Genomic DNA, 25,481 nt, shown 5'->3' on the forward strand with positions numbered 1-25,481 from the left:
GAGTGCAGTCGCTGGCGTGTCGGAAGCCGAACCGGGGTCTATCCCCGGCGTCCAGAAGAGTCGGTTCGAGGGCTGTCTCAGGTCGAGGACCGTGTTCGGGTCGACGAGCGCCTCAGAACGATTCGGGCGTCGGGCCGTCCTCGCCGAGGGTGTAGACGTCGCGGTCGCTGTAGAAGCGTCGACCGATACCCTTGTGCGAGACTGCGGAGTAGAGGGCTGTCGTGACGTCCTCGGCGGAGGCGTACGTCTCCGGCCCCAGGCGTCCGAGTACGTCGGCGACCGTCTCGGACCCGTTCGCGAGTTCGATGGTGTGGTCGCCGTGCTGTGAGATGAACTCCTCGCTGCTGAGGGGGTACTCGGCCGCGTCGATTGCCTCTTGGGTGCCGTTCAGGCGCATTACATTCAGTCGAAACCCGCCCTCAACTATAATGGTTGTCCATGTACGACCTTAGTCGCTTGCAAGCCCCTTTGAGTGTTAAAATGTCACGGTTTGTCATGACATAGTTTCTCTCGTGTCAGAGGAGTCGTGATTATACGCGGCGTGACACAAGCGCTTTGCGTCGGGCCACCCCACGACCGAGTATGACGGACAGCGACGGGTCGGAGCGGGTCGACGCCGACCTCCACGTCCACACGACGGCGTCGGACGGGACGTTGACCCTCGACGAGGTGCCGGAGGCGGCGCGCGCGGCGGGCGTCGACACCGTCGCCGTCACCGACCACGACCGGGTCCATCCGGGCCTCGACGCGCCCGTGACGGTCACGGAGGGCGTCCGACTCGTTCGGGGGTCGAACTCCGGGTCGACGCCGGCGACATCCGCGTCGACCTCCTGGGCTATGCGGTCCGCGACGACAGCGCGCTCCGGGCCGAACTCGACCGCCTCCAGCGGGACCGCATCGAGCGGGCCCGCGCCATCGTCGACTGCGTCGAGGACGAACTGGGGGTGGCGCTCGACATCGACCCTGGCGAGGGGGTCGGTCGGCCCCACATCGCGCGGGCGGTCGAGCGGAGCGACGCGCCGTACGACTATCAGGAGGCGTTCGACGACCTCATCGGGAGCGACTGTCCCTGTTACCGGGCCCGAGCGATTCCGACGTTCGAGGCGGGGGCCGCGCTCCTCCGCGACGCGTGTGCGGTCGTCTCGCTGGCGCACCCGTTCCGCTACCGAAACCTCGACCGCGCGCTCGAACTCGCCCGGGGGCTCGGGGCGGTCGAACGCTACTACGCGTACGGCCGGCCGGTGGACGAGAGACGGATCGAACGCACCGTCCGCGAGGCCGACCTGCTCCGCACGGGGGGAAGCGACGCGCACGACCGGACGCTCGGCCGGGCGGGACTCGTGGGACAGGAGGCGACGGCGTTTCTCGCGCGGGTCGACGGCAGGGCGTGACCGCGGTCCGCAGCGCGTGACTGCCGGTCGTCGACGGCGCGTGACTGCCGGTCGTCGACGGCACGTGATCGCCACTCGTCGACGACGGTAATCGCTCGGAGCGACGACGCGCGGAACCGCCAACCGTGCCGGAGAAGGCAGGCTTATCCCGCCGGGGTCCCGAGGGCTAGTATGCGCTGTCATTACTGCGAACGGGAGGCCGCGTACGCCGCCGAGAAGGACGGGGTGAAGGTCGGCCTCTGCGACACACACTTCCACGAGCGGCTCGAGACGCTCGCGGAGTCCGAGGAGCTCTCGGCCCTCCGAGAGCAACTCGACATCGACCGCACCGAGTAGCGGCTCGTTCTCCCGACCGAGAGTCCCGACGGAACGCTTATCACTCGGCCGATGGGTTACCGCGTCAATGGAGACCGGAGGTGACGGTCGCTGCCGGCTGGAAGGGACCGACGACGGACGGCCGCGGGACCGGCCCGAACGTGCTACGCGTCACCAGCCAGAGGTGTTGAGCGGCCCGTGGTGAGCGTCACCTTCTGGGCGCTGGTCGCGCTTGCGACCGCGACGGGACTGGCGACGGCGTGGGCGCTGGGTGCGAACAGCAACTCCCCGCCCTTCGCGCCCGCCATCGGCGCCAACGCCATCTCGACGATGCGCGCCGCGTTTCTGATAGGAATCCTCGCCGCGCTCGGTGCGCTCGCACAGGGCGGGAGCATCTCCGAGACCGTCGGAGCCGGGCTGATAAACGGCGTCTCGATCACGTCGCTCGCGGCCACTGCCGGACTGCTGACCGCGACGGCGTTCATGGCGTTCGGCGTCTACACGGGCTATCCCGTGCCCGCCGCGTTCGCCACGACGGGCGCGATGGTCGGTGTCGGCCTCTCGCTCGGCGGGACGCCCGCGTTCGACACCTACCGACGGATCGCGACGTTCTGGGTGCTCGTCCCGCCCGTCTCGGGCGGCCTGGCGTACCTCACCGCGACCGTGCTTCGAAGGGACGACATCCCAGAGACGGTCGGGGTTCCGCTCTTGGCCGCGGTCGTCGGAGGCATCGTCGCCAACGTCCGACTGAGCGTCATCCCCGACCCCGCCGGTGGCGACCAGGGGTCGCTCGCGGGCTTTCTCGGGAGCGTCGTCGAGACGCCCTCGGTCCTGGGTGTGGAACTCGGCGTCCTCCTCGTGACACTCGTCGCCGCGGCCGTGAGCTTCCGGTTCATCCAGCGCCGCACCGAGGAGTCGGTCGACCGCGGCGTCCGAACGTTTCTGGTGCTGCTCGGGAGCGTCGTCGCCTTTTCCAGCGGCGGGAGCCAAGTGGGGCTCGCGACCGGCCCCCTCGAAAACCTCTACCGCGCCGAACTCGGCCTCCCGGGTATCGCGCTGTTGGCCGTGGGTGCGACCGGCATCCTCGGCGGGGCCTGGATGGGCGCGCCGCGGCTCCTCCAGGCGACCTCCCGCGAGTACGCCCAGTTGGGAGTGCGCCGCTCCATCGCCGCGCTCGTCCCGGGCTTTATCATCGCTCAGGCCGCCATCGCGCTCGGCATCCCCATCTCGTTCAACAACATCATCATCTCGGGCGTCATCGGCGGCGGTCTCGCCGGGGGCTCGGCGGGGGTTTCGCGTCGAAAGATCGGCGTGACGCTCCTCTTCTGGGTGCTCACGCTGGTGGCGTCGGTCGCCGTCGGGTTCGGGCTCTACCGGGCGTTCGCGACCGCACTCGGCGGGTGAGACACGCGCCGAACGCGGGACGAGCGGTCAGCGGACGACCGTCACCGTCACGGGCGCCTCGCCGACGACGGCGGTCGCGACGGTACCGAGCAGTCGGCGCGCGAGGTCGTTCTTCGTCCCGCCGTGGCCGCCCATGACGACGTGGTCGACGTCCCGGGAGTCGACGGACGCGAGGATGGTCTCGGCGGGGTCGCCCGTCTCGACCGCCGTCTCGACTCGCCCGCCGAGGTCGGACGCTCGGCGTTCGGCGCGGTCGACGAGCGTCTCCGCGCGGTCACGCGCGGCCGCCAGTCGGTCGTCGCCGGGGTCGAGGACGCCCCCTTCGCTCATCCCCGAGTCGAGCGGCTGGACGACGTTGAGGACCGTCGTCCGGCAGTCGAACGTCTCGATGGCGTGGACCAGTGCCTGGTCGGCCAGGGGAGAGCCGTCGAGCGGGACGAGCACGTGCGAGGGCGGCATTGTGAGTCACATGTGCGCGGGCACGCGCAAGGAGCGTTTCGGTTCCCGTACTTTCGAGTCTCGTACTCTCGATTCCCGTACCCGGTCAGAACAGCCACGAGACGCCGACGAAGTAGAGCGTGGCCAGCACCGACTCGAAGACCAGGGTACCGACGGCGGAGTAGACGACGAACCGTCGGTCGTCCATCTCGGCGAAGCCGGCGGGGACGGTGAGCATGCCGCGGGTGAAAAGCAGCGCGTTGCTCACCGGCACCGCGACGGGTCCCCAGCGGTCGAACCAGCCGTCGAACTTGTCCAGGCGTTCGGGGGAGACGCGGAACCAGCGTTTCTCCTCCAGGTAGGCCCGACCGCCGTGTTTGGCGACCAGAAAGAGCGCGTACTGGCCGAGGGTCGCGCCGAGGACGGCGACGGCCAGCACCGGAATCAGCGCCTCGGGACCGAGGAGGACGATGGAACCGGGGACGATGAGTTCGCTCGGCATGAAGTACATCAGCATCGCCCCTTCGAGGACGAACACGCCGAAGAGGGCGACGAGCGCCCACTCCGAGTCGAGGAGGGCGCGGAGGGCGGGCGGCATCTCGCCGACGAACTGGGCGAACACCGGTGGCGAGACGGGTACCATCGTCCGATGTTCACAGCGTCGGCGGTCAAATCGGTTGTGGTCCGTACCGTGTCACAGCGGTGAGACGATGTCGGCGACGCTGTGAAGTTCCTCGGAGACGGAGGCGTGGAACTGCGGACGAACCGGGCAATCTAGCGGCCACGAGGGCGCTGAAGCCACGGACCTCCCCAGCCGATTCGAGCACTCCTTCACTCCGTTCAGTCGCGCTCTCATCCCTCGCGTGACGGGGCGACATGGCGTCGTCCCCGCCGCGCCACCGCCTCTATGCGACCGCTGTAGTGGTCGGCGCGCGGAACGGGAACGATGCGCCTTTGAGAGACACCGTCCAACCCTCGTCCATGAACCTCACCGACCGCCCGCGACGGCTCCGGACGGACGGCGTTCGGCCGCTCGTCTCCGAGACGAGCCTGAACGCGACGGACCTCATGGCACCGGTGTTCGTCGACGCCACCACCGACGAGCGCGTCCCCATCGAGTCGATGCCGGGACACGAGCGCGTCCCGGTCGACGAGGCGGTCGCGCGCGTCGAGGAGGTGCGCGAGACGGGCGTACGGGCGGTGATGCTGTTCGGCATCCCCGAGTCGAAAGACCCCGAGGGCACCCGGGCGTGGGCCGAAGACGGCGTCGTCCAGGAGGCCACGCGGCGCATCAGCCGCGAGACGGACGTTTACGTCGCCACGGACGTCTGCCTGTGCGAGTACACCGACCACGGCCACTGCGGCGTCCTCGAACCGGGTGCGCACGAGGACGCGCACCTGACGGTCGACAACGACGCGACGCTCGACCTCATCGCACGGACGGCGCGCTCGCACGCCGCGGCCGGCGCGGACATGGTCGCGCCGAGCGGGATGATGGACGGGATGGTCGGAGTCATCAGAGGGGAACTCGACGCCTCGAGCCACGAGGACGTCGCGATCATGTCGTACGCCGCGAAGTACGAATCCGCCTTCTACGGCCCGTTCCGCGACGCGGCCGACGGTGCCCCCGCGTTCGGCGACCGGCGACACTACCAGATGGACCCCGCGAACGCACGGGAAGCCGTGCGGGAGGTGCGTCTGGACGTCGAACAGGGCGCGGACGTGTTGATGGTCAAGCCCGCACTCGCGTATCTGGACGTCGTCCACCGGGTCCGCGAGGAGTTCGACCACCCCGTCGCGGCGTACAACGTCTCCGGCGAGTACGCGATGTTACACGCCGCCGCCGAGAAGGGGTGGCTCTCGCTGGAGGAGACGGCGCTGGAGTCGCTGCTCTCGATCAAACGCGCGGGGGCGGACCTCCTCTTGACGTACTTCGCCGAGGACGTCGCGGACCACCTCTGACGGGTCGGCACGTCGCACCCCGTCGGCAGGGCTCCGCCACGGCGCGCGCGACGGTCCAACCGGCCGAGGAACCGTGTCGATGAACGTCCAGATTCCGTGCAATATTCGCACGCGATCGCAACGAACGTGAACCTTATATACATATTATTGTACCCCATATTAGACGTTCGTATATTAGTTCTGTGGAAAAAGACACTTTGTCAACGCAACATTTTATATATGACCTGTTCTTGTCGTTGAACCGTGATTCACGATAACAATGCAACGCGATACGGTGTAGAAGTAGACGTTCGTCCGTCGCGGAGGGGGGCGAAATGACGCTCGGACTCGCGCTCCAGCTCGACGCCGGCGCCATCGCCAACGGCGTCAACAACGTCTGGATCCTCGTGGTCTGTTTCCTGATCTTCTTCATGCAGCCGGGCTTCGCGCTGCTCGAAGCGGGTCAGGTCCGCGCGAAGAACGTCGGGAACGTCCTGATGAAGAACATGACCGACTGGACGCTCGGTGTCCTCGTGTTCTTCGCCATCGGGGCCGCGGTCAGCTCCATCGTCGGGATGCTGACCGCGCCCGGGACGGCGCTCGACATCGGCAGCGCGTTCGCGTACATCAACGACCCGACGGCGTACATCGGCTGGTTCTTCGGCGCGGTGTTCGCGATGACCGCCGCGACCATCGTCTCCGGTGCCGTGGCGGGCCGGATGAACTTCACGGCGTACGTCTTCGTCGCGGCGGCGATGACGGCGTTCATCTATCCCGTAGTGACCGGGATGACGTGGGCGGGCGGCCTCCTCTCGGGGAGCGGCTACATCGGCCTCGCGCTCGGGGCGGGCTACCTCGACTTCGCCGGCGCAACCGTCGTCCACATGGTAGGCGGCCTCGCCGGTCTCGTGGGCGCGAAGATGGTCGGTCCGCGCCAGGGGCGGTTCGATTCGAGCGGCAACTCCCAGCCCATCCCCGGTCACTCGATGCTGCTCGCCGTGCTGGGGACGCTCTTCCTCGCGTTCGGCTGGTACGGCTTCAACGTCGGCACGCAGGCGACCGTCCTGGCAGCCAGCGACGGCGGCCTCACCTTCATGGGCGGCGCGCTCGGCCAGGTCGTGCTGAACACGACGCTCGGGATGGGCGCCGGCGGCGTCGCCGCGATGATCGTCTCGACGAGTTGGCAGGGCAAGCCCGACCCCCTCTGGATGGCGAACGGCCTGCTGGCCGGTCTCGTCGCGGTCACCGGCGCGGTCCCCCACGTCACGTGGTGGGGCGGCGTCATCCTCGGCGGCATCGCGGGCGCGCTCGTCCTGCCGACGTTCCGCTGGGTCGTCGATTCGCTGAAGATCGACGACGTCTGTGGCGTCTTCGTGGTTCACGGCAGCGCGGGCGCCATCGGGACCATCCTGATCCCGGTGTTCGGCGTCACCGCGGCGGGCGGCTACACGTTCCTCGGCGTGAACCAACTCGTCATGCAGGTCGTCGGCGTGCTCGTCATCGGCACCTGGACGGTGCTCGCGACCATGGTCGCGTTCAAAATCGCCGGCGCCCTCTTCGGCCTCCGCGTCTCGGAGCAGGAGGAGGAACTCGGTCTCGACGAGAGCGAACACGGCGTGTCCGTCTACCCCGAGTTCGTTCCCGACCGGTCGTCCGAGCGGCCGACCATGACCGCCGATGGCGGCGTGCGCACCGACGGAGGTGCTGACGAATGAGCGACTCGGATATCGAGATGGTCGTGGCGATCATCCGGCCCGACAAACTCGGCGACGTGAAGAAGTCGCTCGCGGAGGCGGGCGCGCCGTCGCTGACGGTCACGAACGTCTCGGGACGGGGGTCACAGCCCGCGAAGAAGGGCCAGTGGCGCGGCGAGGAGTACACCGTCGACCTCCACCAGAAGGTCAAAATCGAGTGCGTCGTCGCGGACATCCCCGCCGACGACGTGGTCGACGCCATCGCCGACGCGGCCCACACGGGCGAGAAAGGCGACGGGAAGGTCTTCGTCCTGCCCGTCTCCGACGCGCTCCAGATCCGCACCGGGACGGTCGGCGTAGACGCCGTCTGATCCGGTCGCCGGACACTCCCTATCCTCGTCCTCGCAGACTCTGTCGCTACCCCGTCTCACACGGACACTTCTGCGTCTGGTTTCTCTCGTTCACCGTGTCGCCGAGAGCGAGTCGCTCGAACGGGGCGAACGGACGAGACGGACGGACGACGAGTCGATGACGCGGACGGCGACGCCCGACTCGCCGCGCCGACCCGGTCCGGCGGGACTATCCTCGAACGCTCGGCGGGTGCCAGCGCGCACCACGCGTCAGCGGAGACACGCGGTTCGTGCCTCGGACGAGTACGGTAGACAAACGTCCACTCGACGGGCAATATTTGTGGTCGAAATGGTATGAGTATAACCTTATATACCATATATTTGATTCCAGATTAGACGGATGACCATTAAGGTCGACGTATTTTCGGATTTGTAAAGACCAACCATTATATACTCGTATGAATATACCTACTGTCGTAATCCACAATACAAATACGTGGAAATAAGCCAAAATCATGACCAACTGTCCAATCCCCTCGATCAACGCACCAACCACGGAGGGATCGTTCCCATGGACGTGAACGTCCTCATGCAGTCGGACCTCTCGGCCATCGTCGAGGCCGTGAACCTCGTCTGGGTCCTCACCGTCACGTTCCTCATCTTCTTCATGCACGCCGGCTTCGCCATGCTCGAAGCCGGGCAGGTACGCTCGAAGAACGTCGCGAACCAGCTGACGAAGAACCTGCTCACCTGGTCGGTGGGCGTCATCGTGTTCTTCCTCGTCGGCGCCGCCATCTCGACCATCGTCGGCGGGGTCACCGGCGGCGGGTCGTACTCGGTCGGCGGCGCGTTCATGGACATCTGGTACCCGGGTGAGTCGACCGCGTGGGTCGGCTGGCTCTTCGGTGCCGTCTTCGCCATGACCGCCGCGACCATCGTGTCGGGCGCCGTCGCAGGCCGCGCGAAGCTCCGCGCGTACGTCACGTACACCATCGTCCTCGCCGGGGTCATCTACCCGGTCGTGGTCGGGTTCACCTGGGCCGGCGGCTTCCTCTCGAACTTCCACGACTTCGCGGGCGGCATGATCGTCCACGGGATGGGCGGTATCGCCGGCCTCACCGCGGCGTGGATCATCGGCCCGCGGATGGACCGCTTCAACGCGGACGGCTCCGTGAACGTCATCCCCGGTCACTCGCTGACGTTCGCCGTCCTCGGAACGCTGGTGCTGGCGTTCGGCTGGTACGGCTTCAACGTCGGCACCGCCGCCGCGCCGCTCGCCATGGCCGACGACGGCAGCGTCACGCTCGGCTCCTTCAGCTACGTGGGCCGCGTCGCGCTCACGACGACGCTCGCGATGGGCGCGGGGGCCATCGGTGCGGCCGCGCTCTCGATGATGAAGACGGGGAAGGTCGACACGCTCTACGTCGCCAACGGTCTCCTCGCCGGGCTCGTCGGCATCACCTCGGTCACCGACGCCGTCGTCTGGCCCGGTGCGCTCGTCATCGGTCTGCTCGCCGGTGCCCAGCTCCCCATCGTCTTCGAGTTCGTCGAGAAGCGCCTCAACATCGACGACGTCTGTGCGGTCTTCCCCGTCCACGGCTCCGCCGGCGTGCTCGGCGCACTCCTGTTCCCGTTCTTCAGCGTCGACGGGTTCACCGTCGGTGCCTTGGTGAATCAGGTCGTCGGCGTGGCCGTCATCGCGCTGTGGACGTTCGCCGCGACCGCCGCGGTGTTCACGGTCCTGAAGTCGATCGGACAGGCCCGCGTCACCCCCGAACACGAACGGGCCGGGCTCGACACCTCCGAACACGGCGTCGACACCTACCCCGAGTTCGGCAAGCCCGACGTCGCCGCCGACGGTGGCATCACCTTTGAGTCCGAGGACGTCGTCCGCACGGACGGAGGTTCCGAAGAATGACAGAAATCGAGATGGTCGTCGCGATGATTCGACCGGAGAAACTCGGCGCGGTCAAGAAGTCGCTCGCCGAAATCGGCGCGCCGTCGCTGACGGTCACGAACGTGTCGGGACGGGGTTCACAGCCCGCGAAGAAGGGCCAGTGGCGCGGCGAGGAGTACACCGTCGACCTCCACCAGAAGGTCAAAATCGAGTGCGTCGTCGCGGACATCCCCGCCGACGACGTGGTCGACGCCATCAGCGAGGCCGCCAACACCGGCGAGAAGGGCGACGGGAAGATATTCATCCTTCCCGTCTCCGACGCGGTCCAGATTCGCACCGGAAAGCGCGGCCCCGAAGCGGTCTGACGGCCGACACCGACCACCTGTTTTCGATATCTTTCGACACGCCGACCCCCCAGCCGTGGCTCCCGGCGGCGGCAACGAACGGAGACGGCGGGGACAACTGAGCCTCGGCAGCGACGACCGCTCGACCTTCGACGGCGACGACCGCTCTAGCCACGACGGCGACGGCCGGATTCGCCCGACACTACCAAGTCAGGGCCAACCGAAGCGGGGCTATGAACGACGCTGACTCCGGCGGTGACAACGCGTGAACCACGACCGCTCCCGCGACCTGTACGACCGGGCGCTCTCCGTGATCCCCGGCGGCGTCAACTCCTCCGTCCGGGCGACCCGTCCGTACCCGTTCTTCATCGAGCGCGGCGACGGTGCCCACGTCGTCGACGCCGACGGCAACCGCTACATCGACTACGTGATGGGGTACGGACCCCTGCTGTACGGCCACGACATGCCCGACCCGGTCCGGGCGGCCGTCCAGTCGCACGCCTCCGAGGGGCCGATGTACGGTGCGCCCACGGAGATAGAGGTCGACCACGCGGAGTTCGTCGCCCGACACGTCCCTTCCGTCGAGATGATCCGCTTCGTCAACTCCGGCACCGAGGCGACCGTCTCGGCGGTTCGTCTCGCGCGCGGCTACACCGGCCGCGACAAGATCGTCGTCATGCAGGGCGGCTACCACGGCGCACAGGAGTCGACACTCGTCGAGGGGGGTCCCGACAACCCCCGGCCCTCGACCGCGGGCATCCCCGCGTCGTTCGCCGAGCACACGATTCCGGTGCCGTTCAACGACGAGGAGACGATCGAGCGAGTGTTCGAAGAGCACGGCCACGACATCGCCGGCGTCCTCGTCGAACCCGTCCTCGGGAACTACGGCATCGTCCAGCCGATTTCCGGCTACCACGAGACGCTGCGAGAACTCTGTGACGACTACGGTTCGCTCTTGGTGTTCGACGAGGTCATCACGGGCTTCCGGGTGGGCGGCCTCGGCTGTGCGCAGTCGAAACTCGGCGTCACGCCCGACGTCACGACGTTCGGAAAGATCATCGGCGGCGGCTTCCCCGTCGGCGCTATCGGCGGGAAGGCCGAGATCATCGAGTCGTTCACCCCCTCGGGCGACGTGTTCCAGTCAGGCACCTTCTCCGGCCACCCGGTGACGATGGCGGCGGGCCACGCCTACCTGACCTACGCCGCCGAACACGACGTGTACGAGCACGTCAATCGGCTGGGTGAGACGCTCCGAGCGGGTATCACCGACCTCTGCGAGGACCGCGCGCCCGAGTACACGGTCGTCGGGAGCGACTCGATGTTCAAGACCGTCTTCACCAGAGACGCCCCGAGCAGCCTCGGCGACCAGTGCGCCGACGGCTGTGAGCAGCGGACCGACTGCCCGCGGTACGACCACTGCCCGAAGACCGGCGGCGACGTCGCCGACGCCGAGACCGAGCGGTGGGAGCGCGTCTTCTGGCAGGAGATGAAAGAGCGGGGGGTCTTCCTCACGGCCAACCAGTTCGAGTCGCAGTTCGTCTCCTACGCCCACACCGAGGAGGACGTCGAGGAGACGCTCGAAGCGTACAAGGAGGCGCTCTAGCGCGCAAACGGTCGTCCGTCGCGCGTTCAGTCCACTGGGGTTCGCCCGCCCACATCAGCCGCGCTCTCCCGAGGCGACGACCGTCCACGACTACCGACGGGCGTTCTCGCTCTCGGAACGCTCGGCCATCAGCGCCGACGCCGTCTCGACCCAGCCGCCCCAGCGGAAGCCGACGGCGACGACGACGGCCCAGCACAGGTACGAGAGGGCGACCCCGACGTAGACGCCGGACAGTCCGTAGCCGAGCGTGATGCCGAGGAGGTACGACAGGCCGAGCAGGAACCCGAACGACCCGAGCAGTCGGGCGTAAAACGGCGTCCGGGTGTCGCCCGCGCCTCGTAGCGCGCCCGCCAACGGGAAGAACACCCCGAACCAGACCATCGAGACGCCGAAGACGCGGGTGAACGCGACCGCGTGGCCGGCCGTCGCCCGGTCGCGCGTGAACACGCTCACCAGCGGCTCGGCACCGACGAACAGCACGAGGCCGGCACAGCCGAGGAGAGCGACGCTGAGCGCGAGAATCGCACGCGTGGCGTACCGCGCCGCCTCGACGTCGCCTTCGCCCAGCGCCTGCCCGACGACGATGCTGGTGACGGTACTGAACGCCCGGTAGAACGGCCCCGTGAGCTGCTGGTAGAGCCGTCTTCCGATGTGGTACGCGGCGTTCACCTCGGTGCCGAAGAGCAGCAACAGCGCGTTGAACGGGAAGTTCGCGAGCGAGCTACTCATCCCCTCCGCGAAGCTCGGGAGGCTCACCGCGACGAGTTGTCGGGTGATCGTGAGGCTTCGCGGCCGCGACAGCGACAGCGGCGTGCGACCGCTCGCAATCGCGCCCGTGAGCGCGAGCGCCTCGAACGCTCGACTGACCGCCGTCGCGACCCCGACGCCGACGATGCCCAGCGACGGGGCGACCCAGAGCCCGAGACCCAGCGTAACCGTCAGGAGGATGTTGAGCAGGCTCGCGCTCCCGTTGACGAGCATGGGCGTCCGCGTGTCGCCGGTCCCCTGGAGCGAGCGAGCGCCGACGAGCCCGACGATTCGCATGGGTGCGGCGGCGAACACGATAGCCAGGTACGTGCCGCCCTGACGGACGACCGCCGACTCGGCGCCCAGGAGGCCGATCAGCGCGTGACCGAACAGCAGGCCGGCGGCGACGAGCGGGAGGCCCGAGAGCGCGCCGATGAGGAGTGCCTGCGTGACCGCGCGGTCGCGCGTGAGGTCGGCCCCCCGCCCCGTGTCCTGACTCGACAGCGCGATTGCGCCGGCACCGAAGCCCAGGCCGATCCGGAGCGGAATCTGCGCGTAGAGGTCGGCGAGACCGATGGCGGCGACGGCCGCCGGCGAGAAGAGGCCGGTGACGACGATGTCGACCGTCCGCATCAGCGTGTTGAGCGTCTGCTGGACGGCGATCGGCCAGCCGAGCGCGAGCGCTCGCTGCCAGACACCGAGCAGACGGTCGGGGACCGGAGACATCTCTCTCGTCGAACGGGGAGCAACGGCAAGGCGACGCGGGTAGGAGCAAGAGAGACAGGGGGAGCCACGGATACCGCGCGACCGATGCGGGCGGACCGTCGAACCGGCGTGACCGTGAGAGTTGAGTCCCGCCGCGTCCTCTCTCACCCCGTGAGCCCTCCATCCGACGACCACGATTCGGACGACGACGGCCAGGACGTGACGCCCGACTCGCTCGCCGAGTTCGACCCACCGACAGACGGCGACTCCGAGAGAGAGGCGGCGCCAGACGGGACAGAGCCACGGCACCGGTCTCACGAACCGGCGGAGACGACGTCCGAGAGCCTCCGGCGAACGCTCGACGAACTCCTCCCCGACGCCGACGTCGACTCGAACTGGTGGTACTGGATCGCCGCGGTTCCGGCGTACCTCGTCGTCACCCTCGCCGGGGGCGTGGTCGCGGCCGTCCTGTTCTTCTCCGCGGCGCTGCTCGACATCGTGGGGCTGGGCGGTCTCGCGAGCATCTCGACGTTCGTGCTCTTCGGCGGGTTCGCCGCGCTTCTCGGCCTCCTCGGCGTGGTTCTCGCGTTCATGTTCCCCGTCGCAGTGTACGTCGACGCGCGAGCGCTCGAACGAGAGGGAGGAGCGTGGACGCCGGACCCCGTCCTCTGGGGGCTGCTCGCCGTCGTCGCCGTCCTCGTGACGAACTTCATCGTCAGCGTCCCGCTCGCGCTGTACTACCTCTACAAGCGACACGAAGCGGTCGGAACGCCCTGAGCGACGTGGGGTAGCGACCGGGACGACGCTACGACCGCGGGCGGAGGAGCACCCGCTCACGGAACGCCCGCCAGAGGGTCGGGGAGGTCAACGCGACGCCGACACCGACCGAGAGGAGCCACCAGCACAGGGCGGCCACGCCGCCTCCGAGCCCTGACCGCGCGCCGAGCGGGAAGAAGACGAGTCCCGTCACCGAGAGCACGGGGACGGCGACGCCGACCAGCCAGGCGCGACCGACCAGTCGCCAGGAGACGCCGCCACGGAACCAGTAGAGGGCGGTCGCGGCGACGGCGGCACCGACGGGTCCGAGCCAGAAGTCGACGGGGCTGCCGGTCGCGACGGCGGCGACGGTCCGGAGCGGTGCGGTCGCGGGGGCGACGCCGGCCCACAGGAGGACGAATCGAAGGAACTCGCCCGCCTCGTGGACTGTCGCGTCGAGCCAGTCAGGGGTCATCGGGGCTCGCATCGAGACGGTGGACGAGGGGCTGGACGGGGGATACGACCGGACATCAGGACGGGAAGCCAAGAGCGTGACGGCGGAAGTGGTGGGCTTTTCACGGTCGGTCGCTCATCCCCGCGTATGACTACACGGACGCTCCGACTGGCGACGCGCGGGTCGGACCTCGCCCTCAGACAGGCGGCGAGCGTACGGGAGGCGCTCGAAGACCGCCGGTACGAGGTCGAAATCGTCGAGGTCGAGACGGAGGGGGATCGGGTCACGGACGAACTCATCCACCGACTGGGGAAGACCGGCGCGTTCGTCCGCGCGCTCGACGAGCGGGTGCTCAGTGGAGCGGTCGACGCCGCGGTCCACTCGCTGAAGGACATGCCGACGGAGCAGCCGGAGGAACTCGTCATCGCGGGCGTCCTCGAACGCGCGCCGGCGAACGACGTCCTCGTCACGCCCGAGGGGAAGACGCTCGACGAACTCCCCGAGGGGGCGACCGTCGGGACGTCGTCGCTGCGGCGGCGGGCGCAGTTACACAACGCCCGGCCGGACCTGACGGTCGAACCGCTCCGGGGGAACGTCGACACGCGGGTCGAGAAGGTGCTGGCGCCGTCGCTGCAGGCGGAACACGAGGCGCGTATCGAAGCCGACGAGGAACGGAAGGGGCACATCGGCGAGGACGACTACGAACCCGCGTACGACCAGCGTCCCGAGGAGTGGTTCGACTCCCTGAGCGAAATCGAGCGGAACGCCCTCGGCCGGGAGGAGAGCGTCGAGTACGACGCCATCGTCCTCGCGGAGGCGGGCCTGCGACGGAGCGGGCTGGACCACCACGTCCCCTTCGTCAGACTCCCGACGAAGAAGTTCGTCCCGGCACCGGGTCAGGGCGCCATCGCGGTGACGGCGACCGAGAACGTCGCAGACCTCAACGAGGTGCTTGACTTCCCGCGGACACGCGTCGAGACGACGGTCGAACGGACGCTGCTCGCCGAACTCGGCGGGGGCTGTATCGCGCCCATCGGCGTCTACGCCGTCCTGCAGGGGTCGTACGTCCACGCGACGGTCCAGGTGTTCGGTCCCGACGGCGACCTCGTCGAGGCGTCGCGCGACCTCCCGGCCGAACAGCACGGGACCGCCGCGGCCGACTTCGCCGCCGACCTCCGCGACCGCGGCGCGGCGGAACTCATCGAGCGAGCGACGGAGGGGGCCGAATGAGCGACACCGACGTCTCCGGAGACGTCGAGAGGGTCGGCCACGTCTCGCTCGTCGGGTCCGGGCCGGGCGACCCGGAACTGTTGACGGTGAAGGCCCGTCGCCTCCTCGACGACGCGGACGTCGTCCTCCACGACAAACTCCCCGGCCCCGACATCATCTCGCTCGTCCCGAAGAACGCCGCGAGGACGTCGGGAAGCGCGCCGGCGGGGAGTGGACGCCGCAGGAGTACACCAACCGCCGGCTGGTCGAACTCGCCCGCGAGGGCAAACACGTGGTGCGACTGAAAGGCGGCGACCCGTTCGTCTTCGGTCGCGGGGGCGAGGAGATGGAACACCTCGCGCGGGAGGGAGTCCCCTTCGAGGTGGTCCCCGGCATCACCTCGGCTATCGCCGGTCCGGCCGCGGCGGGCATCCCCGTCACACACCGCGAGTACGCCTCCTCGGTCTCGTTCGTCACGGGCCACGAGGACCCGACGAAGGAGGAGTCGGCCGTCGACTGGGAGGCGCTCGCGGCGACCGGCGGGACCATCGTCGTGCTGATGGGCGTCGGGAAACTCCCCGACTACACCGCCGAACTCCGGAGAGTGGGAACGGACCCCGAGACGCCCGTCGCGCTGGTCGAACGCGCGACGTGGCCGGGAATGTCAGTGGCGACGGGGACGCTCGACACCATCGTCGACGTTCGCGACGCGGAGGGAATCGAACCGCCGGCCATCACCGTCATCGGCGAAGTCGCGTCGACCCGCGACCGGGTCGTCGACTTCCTCCGGAGCGGGTACGAGGTCGACGGGACGGAGACGGGAGAGCCTGACGAGCGCGGGGGGCGGGGATGACCCGGGAGGTCCGCGTCGCCGTCTTCCGTCCCGACGACGTCCGACTCGCGCGGGCGGTCGAACTGCTCGACTCGCTGGGTGCGACGCCGGTGCCGGACCCGATGCTCGCCGTCGAGCCGACGGGAACCGTCCCCGACCCGGCACCGTACGTCGTGCTCACGAGCAAGACCGGGGCCGACCTCCTCGCCGAGTCGGGATGGTCGCCCGGGGACGCGACGCTCGTCTGTATCGGTCCGACGACCGCGGAGGCTGCGCGAGCGGCCGGATGGACGGTCGACCTGGTTCCCGAGGAGTACTCCTCGGCCGGACTGGTCGCCCTCCTCGACGGAGTAGTCGCGGGCGAAACGGTCGCAGTCGCCCGGTCGGACCACGGAAGCGACGTGCTCCTCGACGGCCTCCGGGAGGCGGGTGCGACGGTCGACGAGACGGTCCTCTACCGGTTGACGCTCCCCGAGGGCGCCGGGCGGTCGACGGAGATGGCCGCCCGGGGGAGCTGGGGGGCGTCTGTTTCACCTCGTCGCTCACCGTCGAGAACTTCCTCGAAGCGGCGGCCGACCGCGGCGTCCGCGAGGAGGCAGTCACCGGGCTGAACGACGCCGTCGTCGGCGTCATCGGCGACCCGACGCGAGAGACCGCCGTGGCACACGGGCTCGATGTCGACGTCGTCCCCGACCGGGCGGACTTCGAGGAACTGGCGTGTCGCGTCGTCGAGGCCGCAGCGCCGACGTACCACGAGTAGTCGCGGCCGTCGAATCGCCGGGAGTCGCAGAAAGAAGCGAAGTGCAGGAGGTTTACGGGCGTCAGTCGGAGACGGCGCGAAACCGCAGTTAGGCCGAGTCGTCGGTCGTCGTCTCGTTCGTCGTCGTTTCGTTCGTCGTCGTTTCGTTCGTCATCGTCTCGTTCTCCATCGAGTCCGTCTCGTTCGTCATCGTCTCGTTCTCCATCGAGTCCGTCTCGTTCATCGCCGTCTCGTTCTCCGTCGAGTCCGTCTCGTTCGTCATCTCCGTCTCCGTCTCGGATTCGGTCATCATCTCCGTCTCCGTCTCGGACTCGGTCATCATCTCCGTCTCCGTCTCGGTCATGGCCTGGTCTTCCTCGGCCGTGTCCGTTTCGCCTGCGGCTCCCTGACTTTCTGTCGTGCCATTCGTCGAGCCATTGTCACTGCCCGAACCCGAGCAGCCAGCGATTGCTGCGATGAGTGTGGTGGCTGCGCCAGCTACGAACGTTCGTCGAGAGCGGTTGTTTTCGGTCATGTCGCAGTCGACGGCGACGGGAGACGAGTCCAAAAACAGGGACGACTGTCTCGACCGTTCATTCGCGAAATAGAGATTGTTTCGACTGTTTCAGGCGAAAACTCACGCCGGACAGAGGATAAACGAAGTGTTAAAACGCCGCTGGTGGTATGTGCCACGAGACGAGGAATGAACGTGCGCTCTGCCGTCCCAAGCAGCGTGATCGCGGTTGCGGCCGTCCTCCTCGTGCTGAGTGGGGGGGTCGTCGCCACGGCGACCGTGCCGGTCGCCGTGAACGGCGTCGCGCTCTCGGGACCGGCCGTCGTCGCGGACGGCGACCGGCCATCGGTCGCGGCGTGGCGCAGCGTGAACGTCACCGCCACAGTGGCGACAGGGACCGACACGTACGACGTCTGCGCCGGCGTGGGCGACGCGGACGCCACGTGCCGCCGGATCAACGGGACGAACACGACCGAGAACGTCACGCTGTCGCTCGATAGCCTCCCGTCGAGCGCGACCGGGGACCAACAACTGACCGTCACCGTCCGGAGCGCGAGCGCGGGGAGCGCGAACACGACCAACGCGAGCGCAGAACCGCTCGCGAGCCGAGCGGTCGACGTCCGGGTGCTCGGGGCAGAGGGCGACGCCGACAACGACGGACTCGCCAACCGCCGGGAGTTCGAACTCGGGACGGCCTTCGACACGGCGGACACCGACGGCGACGGTCTCGCCGACGGCCCGGAGGTGAACACCCACGAGACCGACCCGACGAACACCGATACTGACGGCGACGGCCTCGCGGACGGCGTCGAGGTGAACAGACAGCAGACGAATCCGACGGAGTCGGACACCGACGGTGACGGCCTCGACGACGGTGTCGAGGTGACCACGCACGGGACCGATCCGACGGACACCGACACCGACGGTGACGGCCTCGACGACGGCGCCGAGGTGACCGAGTATCAGACCGATCCGACGGTAGCCGACACCGACGGCGACGGCCTCGACGACGGACCGGAGGTCAACGTCCACGAGACCAGTCCCACGAGTCCCGACACCGACGGTGACGGTCTCGACGACGCGGCGGAGGTCAACCGGTACGGTACCAACCCGACCGAGGCGGACACCGACGGCGACGGCCTCACGGACGGGCGCGAGGTGAACCAGCTCGGGACGGACCCGACACGGGCCGACACCGACGGCGACGGAGTCGACGATGCGGCCGAGGACCCCGTCGGCGGGGACGTAGCGACCGACGGACCGGGCGTGATCGGCTCGCTCTCGGCCGCACCGGGTGTCGCCGTCGGAGCCATGGCCGGCGTTTCGCTCGCTCTCGTTCTCGGTGCTGCGCTGCTCCACCGAAGACGCGGGTCGTTGTGGACCACCTCGTCCGGGGACGAACCGACCCAGACCGAGGCTCCGACCGCGAACGGTGGACACGGAACCGAACCCGCCGCACCGACCGGGACGAGCATCCCGAAGGCGATGACTGACGAGGAGCGGATCCACGCGGTCGTCGACGACCACGGCGGGCAGGTGAGACAGTCGGTCATCGTCAGCGAAACGGACTGGTCGAAGTCGAAGGTGAGCCGGGTACTCTCTCGGATGGCCGAGGACGGCACGATAGAGAAGATCCCCATCGGACGGGAGAACGTCGTCGCCCATCCCGACGAGGTTCCCGAGGGCGCGGGGTCGCCGTTCGACCCGCCCGACGAGGAGTGAGACAGGCACGGACGGCTCGGCGAGTGGTCCGAAGGTTCTTGCCGTCGAACGGCATGGACGGACTATGATTCGCGCAGAGACCCGCGGCGACGCGCGCTGGGTGACCATCGACCGGCCCGAGAAACGAAACGCCCTCCATCTGGACGGGTGGCGTCGACTCGGCGAGGAACTCGCGCGGGCGGAGTCGGAGTCACGGGTGGCAGTTCTCACGGGCGTGGATGACGTCTTCTGTGCGGGTGACGACATCGCGGTCATCGACGAAGCGGAGTCGGCCGCCGAAGTCGAGGCACTGGCCGATGCCCTGTACGAGACGTTCTGGGGCATCGAACGACTCTCGGTTCCCGTCGTCGCAGCGGTCAACGGTCTGGCGTACGGCGGAGGGTTCGAACTCGTCTGTGCCGCAGACCTCGCAGTGATCGTCGACGACGCGGCGCTCGCACTGCCCGAGACGACCATCGGCGCGTACCCGCCGTACGCCGTCGAACGCGTGGGGGAGATCTGCGGTCGGAAGCGCCTCATGGAGCTGGTGCTCACGGGCGAACCCATCGACGCACAGACGGCCCGCGAGTGGGGGCTCGTCAACCGCGTCGTCGCGGCCGAGGAACTCGAACCGGCCGTCGAGGAGTACGTCGAACGCGTCGGCGAGTCGCCGAAGCGGGCGACGGCGACCGCCAGACGACTGGCGCGGTCGACCGACGACGGCGCGCGTGACCGTATCCGTGGAGCGCTGTCACAGCTCCGACGCGACGAGGCGTGTCGAGCGGCGACCCGGGCGTTCACCGAGTGAACACGGACGAACACGAAGGGGAGCGAACGGACGGTGCCGTCGAAACCAGCAGACGACGCACCGTCACGTCGCGACTCGTCTGCCGGCGAACGTCAGATCACAGCCCACGGTGGCCCCGCCCTCGTATGTGAACCCTCGGCCGCGAGCGCGAGGACCGAGGTTTATACCGGAGAGAGCGCTAAGGGGAGTCTATGAGCGCGGACGTAGACACGGACGCCGTGGCGAGTGGACCGGTACCCGCACTCACAGCGCGCGCCGCGGCGTGTGCCGACCGCCTCCGTGCGGCTGACCGCGTCCTCCTCGCCTCCCACATCGACGCCGACGGCCTGACGAGCGCCGCCATCGCCTCCCGCGCGCTCGAACGGGCCGGGATTCGATTCGAGACGACCTTCGAGAAACAGCTCGACCGTGCGGCCATCGAACGCATCGCCCGGACCTCGTACGACACCGTCCTGTTCACCGACTTCGGCAGCGGGCAACTCGACGTCATCACCGAGTTCGAGCGCGAGTTTACGCCTGTCGTCGCCGACCACCACCAGCCGGCCGACGCGGAGACGGAGTACCACCTCAACCCCCTCCTAGAGGGCATCGACGGGGCCGCCGAGCTTTCGGGTGCGGGCGCGAGCTACGTCCTCGGCCGCGCGCTGGGAGGCGAGGCGAACCGCGACCTCGCGGGACTGGCCGTCGTCGGCGCCGTCGGCGACATGCAGGACGGCGACGGCGGGCTGTCGGGGGCGAACGAGGGAATCGTCCGCGAGGGCGTCGAGGCGGGCGTGCTCGCCGAGGAAACCGACCTCTTGCTCTACGGCCGACAGACGCGACCGCTCCCCAAACTCCTCGAGTACGCGAGCGAGGCGCGCATCCCGGGCATCTCGAACGACGAGGCGGGCGCCGTCTCGTTCCTCGCCGACCTGGACCTCGACCTCAAAGAGGAGGGAGAGTGGCGCCACTGGGTCGACCTCACGGGCGAGGAACGGCGGACGCTCGTCAACGCGCTCATGCGTCACGCCATCTCGCGCGGCGTCCCCGCCGACCGAATCAACGCGCTCGTCGGCACGACGTACGTCCTCACGGACGAGACGCCCGGCACCGAGTTGCGAGACGTGAGCGAGTTCTCGACGCTGTTGAACGCGACCGCCCGGTACGAGCGGGCGGACGTCGGGCTGGCGGTCTGTCTCGGCGACCGCGGGCCGGCGCTCGACCGGGCGCGCCGCCTCCTGCGGAACCACCGCCGAAACCTCTCGGAGGGGCTCCAGTGGGTCAAGACCGAGGGCGTCACCGTCGAGGAGAACGTTCAGTGGTTCGACGCCGGGTCGCGAATCCGCGAGACGATCGTCGGCATCGTCGCCGGGATGGCCGTCGGATCCGGCGGCGTCCGCCACGACCTCCCCATCATCGCGTTCGCCGACGCGGGCGACGGGGAGGTGAAGGTCTCCGCGCGCGGGTCACACGCCCTCGTGCGTCAGGGGTTGGACCTCTCGGTCGTGATGCGGGAGGCCTCGCAGGCAGTCGGTGGCGACGGCGGCGGCCACGACGTGGCCGCGGGTGCGACCATCCCGGCGAGCGAGCGAGAGGCGTTCGTCGACCACTCCGACCGAATCGTCGGCGAGCAGCTCTGACGCGTGGGACGCGCGCTCTGCTCGAAGAGACGTAACCAGTATCGGTTTATGAAAGCCTTTTTCTCAACCACGTGTGACTACCCCGCATGGAAGGGGCCCCGGTCAGTCGTCGACGTGCCCTGGCCGGGATGGCCGTCGCGCTCGGTGGTGCCGGCTACGTGGGCGCGTCGGGCGAGTCCGACACGTCGGAGACGGTGTCGATGCTCGCCGCCGGAAGCCTGAACGACGCCCTCGAGAACGGGCTTCGTCCGACCGTGGACGCGACGCTCGAAGTCGAGGCACACGGTTCGGCGCAGGTCGCTCGGCTCGTCGCCGAGGGTTCGAAGGCGCCCGACATCGTCTCGCTCGCCGACGTGGCGCTGTTCGACGCGTGGGTGAAACCGGCGTGGTACGCCGAGTTCGCCACGAACGCGGTCGTCATCGCGTACAACCCGGAGACGCCGGGTGGGAAACGGCTGGCCGCGGCGGGGTCCGACGAGTGGTACCGACCGCTCCTCGACGGAGCGGTCACGCTCGGCCGGACCGACCCGGACCTCGACCCGCTCGGCTACCGGACGCTGTTCGCGCTCGAACTGGCGACGGCGTACTACGACCTCGACGTCGACCTGCGCGAGGCGGTTCCGCGCCGCGAGCAGGTCTACCCCGAAACACAACTCATCAGCGGGTTCGAGACGGGAGGCATCGACGCCGCCGTCGCCTACCGCAACATGGCCGTCGAACGCGACTACGCCTACATCGAACTCCCGGTGGAGGTCGACCAGAGCAGCCCCCACCTCGCGGACCACTACGCCCGTGCGACGTACGAACTGCCGGACGGGACCGTCGTCAGCGGCAGACCGATCAGCTACGGGTCGACGATGCTGCGCGACTCGCCCGCGGTTCGCGACGTCTTCGAAGCACACGTCACCGGACCGTACCTCGACGCGTTCGGCTTCGGCGTCCCCGCCGACTACCCACGATACACGCCTCATGCCCCCGACGCACTCACGAACTGAGGGAGGCGTCGAACGACTCGACTGGCTCTCCGTCGCCTTCCTCCTGGGAGCGGTGCTGCTCTGTTACTACCTCGTCCCGCTCGTCTCGCTCGTCGTCGCGCAACCGCCGGGTGCCGTCCTCGACCGGTTGACGACGCCGGACGTCACGGCGGCGGTTCGGACGTCGGTCCTCACCGCGGCCGTGAGCACGGCGCTGGCGACGGTGTTCGGTCTGCCCCTCGCGTACTGGCTCGCACGGACCGAGGGTCGGCGTTCGGCGCTCGTCACCGCGCTCGTCGTCCTCCCGCTCGTCCTCCCGCCCATCGTCAGCGGAATGGTGTTGCTGACGGTCGTCGGGCCGAACACGCTTCTCGGAAGCGCGGCGACGGCGGTCGGGGTACCGTTGACGCGCTCCGTGGTCGGCGTCGTCCTCGCACAGACGTTCGTCGCCTCGCCGTTCGTCGTCGTCACCGCGAAGGCGGCCGTCGAGAGCGTCGACCGGAGTCTCGAGTACGCCTCGCGCTCGCTCGGCAAATCGCGCTGGACGACGTTCCGTCGCGTGACGCTTCCCATCGCGTGGCCGGGAATCCTGGCCGGCGTCACGCTCGGCTTCGCGCGCGCCATCGGCGAGTTCGGCGCGACCATCATGCTCGCGTACTACCCCCGGACGATGCCGGTGCAGATATGGGTCTCTTTCACCACCCGCGGACTGGACGAGGCGTTCCCCATCGCCGTCGTCCTCCTCGGGGTCGCCGTCGCGACGCTCGTCGTCATCAACGCGCTCGGCACGTCGCCCCTGGAGTGACCGATGCTCGAACTCACCGCCCTCACGAAGTCGTACCCCGGATTCGAGTTCGGCCCGGTCGACCTCTCCGTCGAGCGGGGGGTGCTCTCGGTGCTCGGCCCGTCGGGGAGCGGGAAGTCGACGCTGCTGTCGCTCGTCGCGGGCATCGTCAGTCCCGACGGCGGAGAGGTGACGCTCGACGGTCGCTCGCTCGTCGGCCGGCCGCTCGAAGCCCGACGGGTCGGCGTCGTGTTTCAAGAGGGCGCGCTGTTCCCACACATGACCGCCCGGGAGAACGTCGAGTACGCGGCCACGGGGCGTGACCGGGTCGACGAACTCGCCGGAATGCTCGAAATCGAAGGAGTGCTGGACCGCCGCCCCGCAGCGCTTTCGGGCGGCGAACGACAACGGGTCGCCCTCGCACGGACGCTGGCGGCTGACCCCGATACCCTGTTGCTCGACGAACCGCTCTCCAGTTTAGATACCCCCATCCGCCGCCGACTCCGCGACCAGTTACACGACCTCTTCGCCTCGCTCGACATCCCGGTCGTCTACGTGACGCACGACCAGCGGGCGGCGACCGTCCTCGGGGACCGACTCGCCGTGCTTCACGCGGGGCAGGTCGAACAGGTCGACACGCCGGACGCGGTGCTGAACCGACCGGAGAGCGCGTTCGTCGCCCGGTTCACCGGGAGCGAGAACGTGTTCGAGGCGGGCGTCGTCGAAGCACGCGGGGACGGGGCCGTCCTCCGTGTCGGCGACGTGACGCTCCAGACGACGGCACGCGTCGCGGTCGGCACCACCGTCACGGCGTGTGTCCGTCCCGCCCGCGTTCGCCTCGTCACACGCGACGCGGCTCCGACGGTACCGACGCTCACCGGAAGGGTTCGGCGCACCCTGAACGAAGGCGACGAGTACCGGATGACCGTCGCGTGCGGTGACTGGGAAGTGACGGCGCAGGTTCGCCCGGAAGCGGTCGATCGGCGGGACGTGCGACCGGGAACGACGGTACGGCTCGCGGTACCCGCAGACGCGGTTCACGTCATCGCGACACGTTGAGGGGGGAGGACGACACCCAGAGTTCGGCCCGGTAGTCGTTTTGATATCGCAGTATATGGTTTACCTCGGAGATACGTCCCGATTCGAGAAGAGCGCCGAGGCGGCCGACAGAGCCCCGACTCGGGGGACAGACCGTACCGGCTGACTTTTGTCTCTTCCCCGAAAACGCCGGGTATGACCGAGTTCGACCCCGAGAAGTTCGAGGACAAGTACGCGAACTACTTTACCGAGCTCCAGCGGGCGTACAAGAACGCGTTCGAGACGATGCGGGAGTCATACGACTCGGACCTCGTTCACGCCATCGACCAGTTCGTCCTCAACGAGTCGGAACCGTTCTACGAGGACGGGGAGTTCCGCATCGACCTCCCCGAGGACCCGGCGGCACGACTGGAGGGCAGCGGGGTTCCGGTGAGCGAGGAGACGCTCGAAGCCGCGCTCGACGACTACACGGAGGAGATCAGGGCCCAACTCAGGCGAATCTTCGGGCTCGACGGGGAGTAACGTCGTTCGCACACCGCTCTTCGGCGGTCGTCTCCCCTGAGAACCGTCCCCGGACGGAGTGCTCTGGTCCCGCTGAACCAAAGGCATAAGCACCGCCGTTTCCTACTCGAATACATGAGCACGGACGCCCAAGAGGCCGACGACGACCTGAAGGAGCGGGTGTCGAACTTCCTGCGCCGGAACTTCCCGCAGATTCAGATGCACGGCGGGAGTGCCGCGATTCAGAACCTCGACCGCGAGACGGGCGAGGTCACCATCATGCTCGGCGGCGCCTGTTCGGGCTGTGGCATCTCGCCGATGACCATCCAGGCCATCAAGTCCCGCATGGTCAAGGAGATCCCCGAGATCGAAGTGGTCCACGCGGACACCGGCATGGGCGGTGGCGGCCACGGCGGCGGCGGCGGCATGTCCCCTTCGTTCCCCGGGGACACGACCGACGATTCCGATTCCGACGAGGGGCCGCAGGCCCCGTTCTGAACCCGCCGAACCGCTCCGACTTCGTCGATTTCTTCGGACGCTGACCGCAGAGCGTACGCTCCGTGAGCGCGTTCGAATCCGAATTCTCACGTTCTCTAGAAAATGAGCTACTCAGCCCAGTACGAGCCCGATTTCGAGGAACGGACCGATAGCCACACAGTAACCGATAAACACCATACCGCGATATAAAACAGCCCTCGAGCGCCCGAATCAGGATAGAGGGGT

General features: G+C 68.4%; 24 protein-coding genes and 3 pseudogenes. 21 read left to right on the forward strand and 6 right to left on the reverse strand.

Going from position 1 to position 25,481, the window contains the following annotated elements; genetic code table 11:
- Positions 1-112 precede the first annotated feature (112 nt).
- Positions 113-397, reverse strand: a complete 285-nt coding sequence (locus C2R22_RS19980; protein ID WP_103427329.1) for a DUF5789 family protein — start codon at positions 395-397, stop codon at positions 113-115.
- A 185-nt stretch (positions 398-582) separates the two neighbouring features.
- On the opposite strand from C2R22_RS19980, the pseudogene C2R22_RS19985 reads away from it, so the two are divergent.
- From C2R22_RS19985 to C2R22_RS19990, 3 genes and pseudogenes are all read left to right on the forward strand, one after another.
- Positions 583-1,391: pseudogene (locus C2R22_RS19985) on the forward strand (PHP domain-containing protein).
- Between the two features lie 171 nt (positions 1,392-1,562).
- A complete protein-coding gene (locus C2R22_RS25715; RefSeq protein ID WP_173862823.1) occupies positions 1,563-1,727 on the forward strand; it encodes a DUF6757 family protein in 165 nt (54 codons plus the stop codon).
- Between the two features lie 177 nt (positions 1,728-1,904).
- Complete coding sequence (locus C2R22_RS19990) at positions 1,905-3,110, forward strand: inorganic phosphate transporter (protein ID WP_103427330.1); 1,206 nt, start codon at positions 1,905-1,907, stop codon at positions 3,108-3,110.
- A 27-nt stretch (positions 3,111-3,137) separates the two neighbouring features.
- On the opposite strand, the gene C2R22_RS19995 is transcribed toward C2R22_RS19990, so the two are convergent.
- Positions 3,138-3,569 (reverse strand): universal stress protein, encoded by a 432-nt coding sequence (locus tag C2R22_RS19995; protein ID WP_103427331.1) that lies wholly within the window; start codon positions 3,567-3,569, stop codon positions 3,138-3,140.
- An 85-nt stretch (positions 3,570-3,654) separates the two neighbouring features.
- Positions 3,655-4,191, reverse strand: coding sequence for a DedA family protein (locus C2R22_RS20000; RefSeq protein ID WP_103427332.1), 537 nt, complete (start codon positions 4,189-4,191; stop codon positions 3,655-3,657).
- Between the two features lie 338 nt (positions 4,192-4,529).
- On the opposite strand from C2R22_RS20000, the gene hemB reads away from it, so the two are divergent.
- The 6 genes from hemB (at position 4,530) to hemL (ending at position 11,377) form a co-directional block, all read left to right on the forward strand.
- Positions 4,530-5,510, forward strand: a complete 981-nt coding sequence (hemB, locus tag C2R22_RS20005; protein ID WP_103427333.1) for a porphobilinogen synthase — start codon at positions 4,530-4,532, stop codon at positions 5,508-5,510.
- A gap of 314 nt (positions 5,511-5,824) precedes the next feature.
- Positions 5,825-7,204 carry an ammonium transporter gene (locus C2R22_RS20010; RefSeq protein ID WP_103427334.1) on the forward strand — a complete coding sequence of 460 codons (1,380 nt, stop codon included), beginning with the start codon at positions 5,825-5,827 and terminating at the stop codon, positions 7,202-7,204.
- The gene (locus tag C2R22_RS20015) at positions 7,201-7,554 is read left to right on the forward strand and encodes a P-II family nitrogen regulator (protein WP_103427335.1); all 354 of its coding nucleotides are present in this window, start codon (positions 7,201-7,203) and stop codon (positions 7,552-7,554) included. Before C2R22_RS20010 ends, C2R22_RS20015 begins: the two co-directional genes overlap by 4 nt.
- 568 nt (positions 7,555-8,122) lie before the next feature.
- On the forward strand, positions 8,123-9,451 hold the full coding sequence (locus C2R22_RS20020) for an ammonium transporter (RefSeq protein ID WP_173862839.1): 1,329 nt from the start codon (positions 8,123-8,125) through the stop codon (positions 9,449-9,451).
- Entirely contained in the window at positions 9,448-9,795 is a 348-nt protein-coding gene (locus tag C2R22_RS20025) for a P-II family nitrogen regulator (protein ID WP_103427336.1), read from the forward strand. The genes C2R22_RS20020 and C2R22_RS20025 overlap by 4 nt, the downstream gene beginning before the upstream one ends.
- A 244-nt stretch (positions 9,796-10,039) precedes the next feature.
- Positions 10,040-11,377 carry a glutamate-1-semialdehyde 2,1-aminomutase gene (gene hemL, locus C2R22_RS20030; protein ID WP_103427337.1) on the forward strand — a complete coding sequence of 446 codons (1,338 nt, stop codon included), beginning with the start codon at positions 10,040-10,042 and terminating at the stop codon, positions 11,375-11,377.
- 90 nt (positions 11,378-11,467) lie between these two features.
- On the opposite strand, the gene C2R22_RS20035 is transcribed toward hemL, so the two are convergent.
- Entirely contained in the window at positions 11,468-12,850 is a 1,383-nt protein-coding gene (locus tag C2R22_RS20035; RefSeq protein WP_103427338.1) for an MATE family efflux transporter, read from the reverse strand.
- A gap of 150 nt (positions 12,851-13,000) precedes the next feature.
- Here C2R22_RS20035 and C2R22_RS20040 point away from each other — a divergent pair, with 150 nt between their 5' ends.
- Entirely contained in the window at positions 13,001-13,606 is a 606-nt protein-coding gene (locus C2R22_RS20040; RefSeq protein WP_103427339.1) for a hypothetical protein, read from the forward strand.
- 28 nt (positions 13,607-13,634) lie between these two features.
- Here C2R22_RS20040 and C2R22_RS20045 read toward each other — a convergent pair whose 3' ends face one another.
- Positions 13,635-14,060 carry a hypothetical protein gene (locus C2R22_RS20045; RefSeq protein WP_103427340.1) on the reverse strand — a complete coding sequence of 142 codons (426 nt, stop codon included), beginning with the start codon at positions 14,058-14,060 and terminating at the stop codon, positions 13,635-13,637.
- Between the two features lie 126 nt (positions 14,061-14,186).
- Here C2R22_RS20045 and hemC point away from each other — a divergent pair, with 126 nt between their 5' ends.
- The 3 genes and pseudogenes from hemC to C2R22_RS20060 all read left to right on the forward strand — a co-directional run bounded on the left by hemC (position 14,187) and on the right by C2R22_RS20060 (position 16,840).
- Positions 14,187-15,269: a hydroxymethylbilane synthase gene (gene hemC / locus C2R22_RS20050; RefSeq protein ID WP_103427341.1), complete on the forward strand. Its 1,083-nt coding sequence runs from the start codon at positions 14,187-14,189 to the stop codon at positions 15,267-15,269.
- Positions 15,266-16,101: pseudogene (gene cobA / locus C2R22_RS20055) on the forward strand (uroporphyrinogen-III C-methyltransferase). Before hemC ends, cobA begins: the two are co-directional and overlap by 4 nt.
- Positions 16,098-16,840: pseudogene (locus tag C2R22_RS20060) on the forward strand (uroporphyrinogen-III synthase). Before cobA ends, C2R22_RS20060 begins: the two co-directional pseudogenes overlap by 4 nt.
- Positions 16,841-16,928: 88 nt before the next feature.
- Here the strand turns inward: C2R22_RS20060 and C2R22_RS25945 are convergent.
- On the reverse strand, positions 16,929-17,183 hold the full coding sequence (locus tag C2R22_RS25945) for a hypothetical protein (RefSeq protein ID WP_216824762.1): 255 nt from the start codon (positions 17,181-17,183) through the stop codon (positions 16,929-16,931).
- 345 nt (positions 17,184-17,528) lie between these two features.
- Between C2R22_RS25945 and C2R22_RS20070 the strand changes: the two genes are divergently transcribed.
- The 8 genes from C2R22_RS20070 to C2R22_RS20105 all read left to right on the forward strand — a co-directional run bounded on the left by C2R22_RS20070 (position 17,529) and on the right by C2R22_RS20105 (position 25,256).
- Positions 17,529-19,055, forward strand: coding sequence for a helix-turn-helix transcriptional regulator (locus C2R22_RS20070; protein ID WP_394342372.1), 1,527 nt, complete (start codon positions 17,529-17,531; stop codon positions 19,053-19,055).
- 64 nt (positions 19,056-19,119) lie between these two features.
- Positions 19,120-19,842: an enoyl-CoA hydratase/isomerase family protein gene (locus tag C2R22_RS20075; protein ID WP_103427343.1), complete on the forward strand. Its 723-nt coding sequence runs from the start codon at positions 19,120-19,122 to the stop codon at positions 19,840-19,842.
- A gap of 191 nt (positions 19,843-20,033) precedes the next feature.
- Positions 20,034-21,461, forward strand: coding sequence for a single-stranded-DNA-specific exonuclease RecJ (locus C2R22_RS20080; RefSeq protein WP_103427344.1), 1,428 nt, complete (start codon positions 20,034-20,036; stop codon positions 21,459-21,461).
- Between the two features lie 86 nt (positions 21,462-21,547).
- Complete coding sequence (locus C2R22_RS20085; protein ID WP_103427345.1) at positions 21,548-22,456, forward strand: extracellular solute-binding protein; 909 nt, start codon at positions 21,548-21,550, stop codon at positions 22,454-22,456.
- A complete protein-coding gene (locus C2R22_RS20090; RefSeq protein WP_103427346.1) occupies positions 22,431-23,240 on the forward strand; it encodes an ABC transporter permease in 810 nt (269 codons plus the stop codon). The genes C2R22_RS20085 and C2R22_RS20090 overlap by 26 nt, the downstream gene beginning before the upstream one ends.
- A 3-nt stretch (positions 23,241-23,243) precedes the next feature.
- Positions 23,244-24,278 (forward strand): ABC transporter ATP-binding protein, encoded by a 1,035-nt coding sequence (locus tag C2R22_RS20095; protein ID WP_103427347.1) that lies wholly within the window; start codon positions 23,244-23,246, stop codon positions 24,276-24,278.
- Between the two features lie 174 nt (positions 24,279-24,452).
- Complete coding sequence (locus C2R22_RS20100) at positions 24,453-24,779, forward strand: DUF5783 family protein (protein WP_103427348.1); 327 nt, start codon at positions 24,453-24,455, stop codon at positions 24,777-24,779.
- Positions 24,780-24,893: 114 nt separating this feature from the next.
- Positions 24,894-25,256 carry a NifU family protein gene (locus C2R22_RS20105; RefSeq protein WP_103427349.1) on the forward strand — a complete coding sequence of 121 codons (363 nt, stop codon included), beginning with the start codon at positions 24,894-24,896 and terminating at the stop codon, positions 25,254-25,256.
- Positions 25,257-25,481 lie beyond the last annotated feature (225 nt).

The sequence above is a fragment of the Salinigranum rubrum genome (assembly GCF_002906575.1).
In the GTDB taxonomy this organism is placed as follows: domain Archaea; phylum Halobacteriota; class Halobacteria; order Halobacteriales; family Haloferacaceae; genus Salinigranum; species Salinigranum rubrum.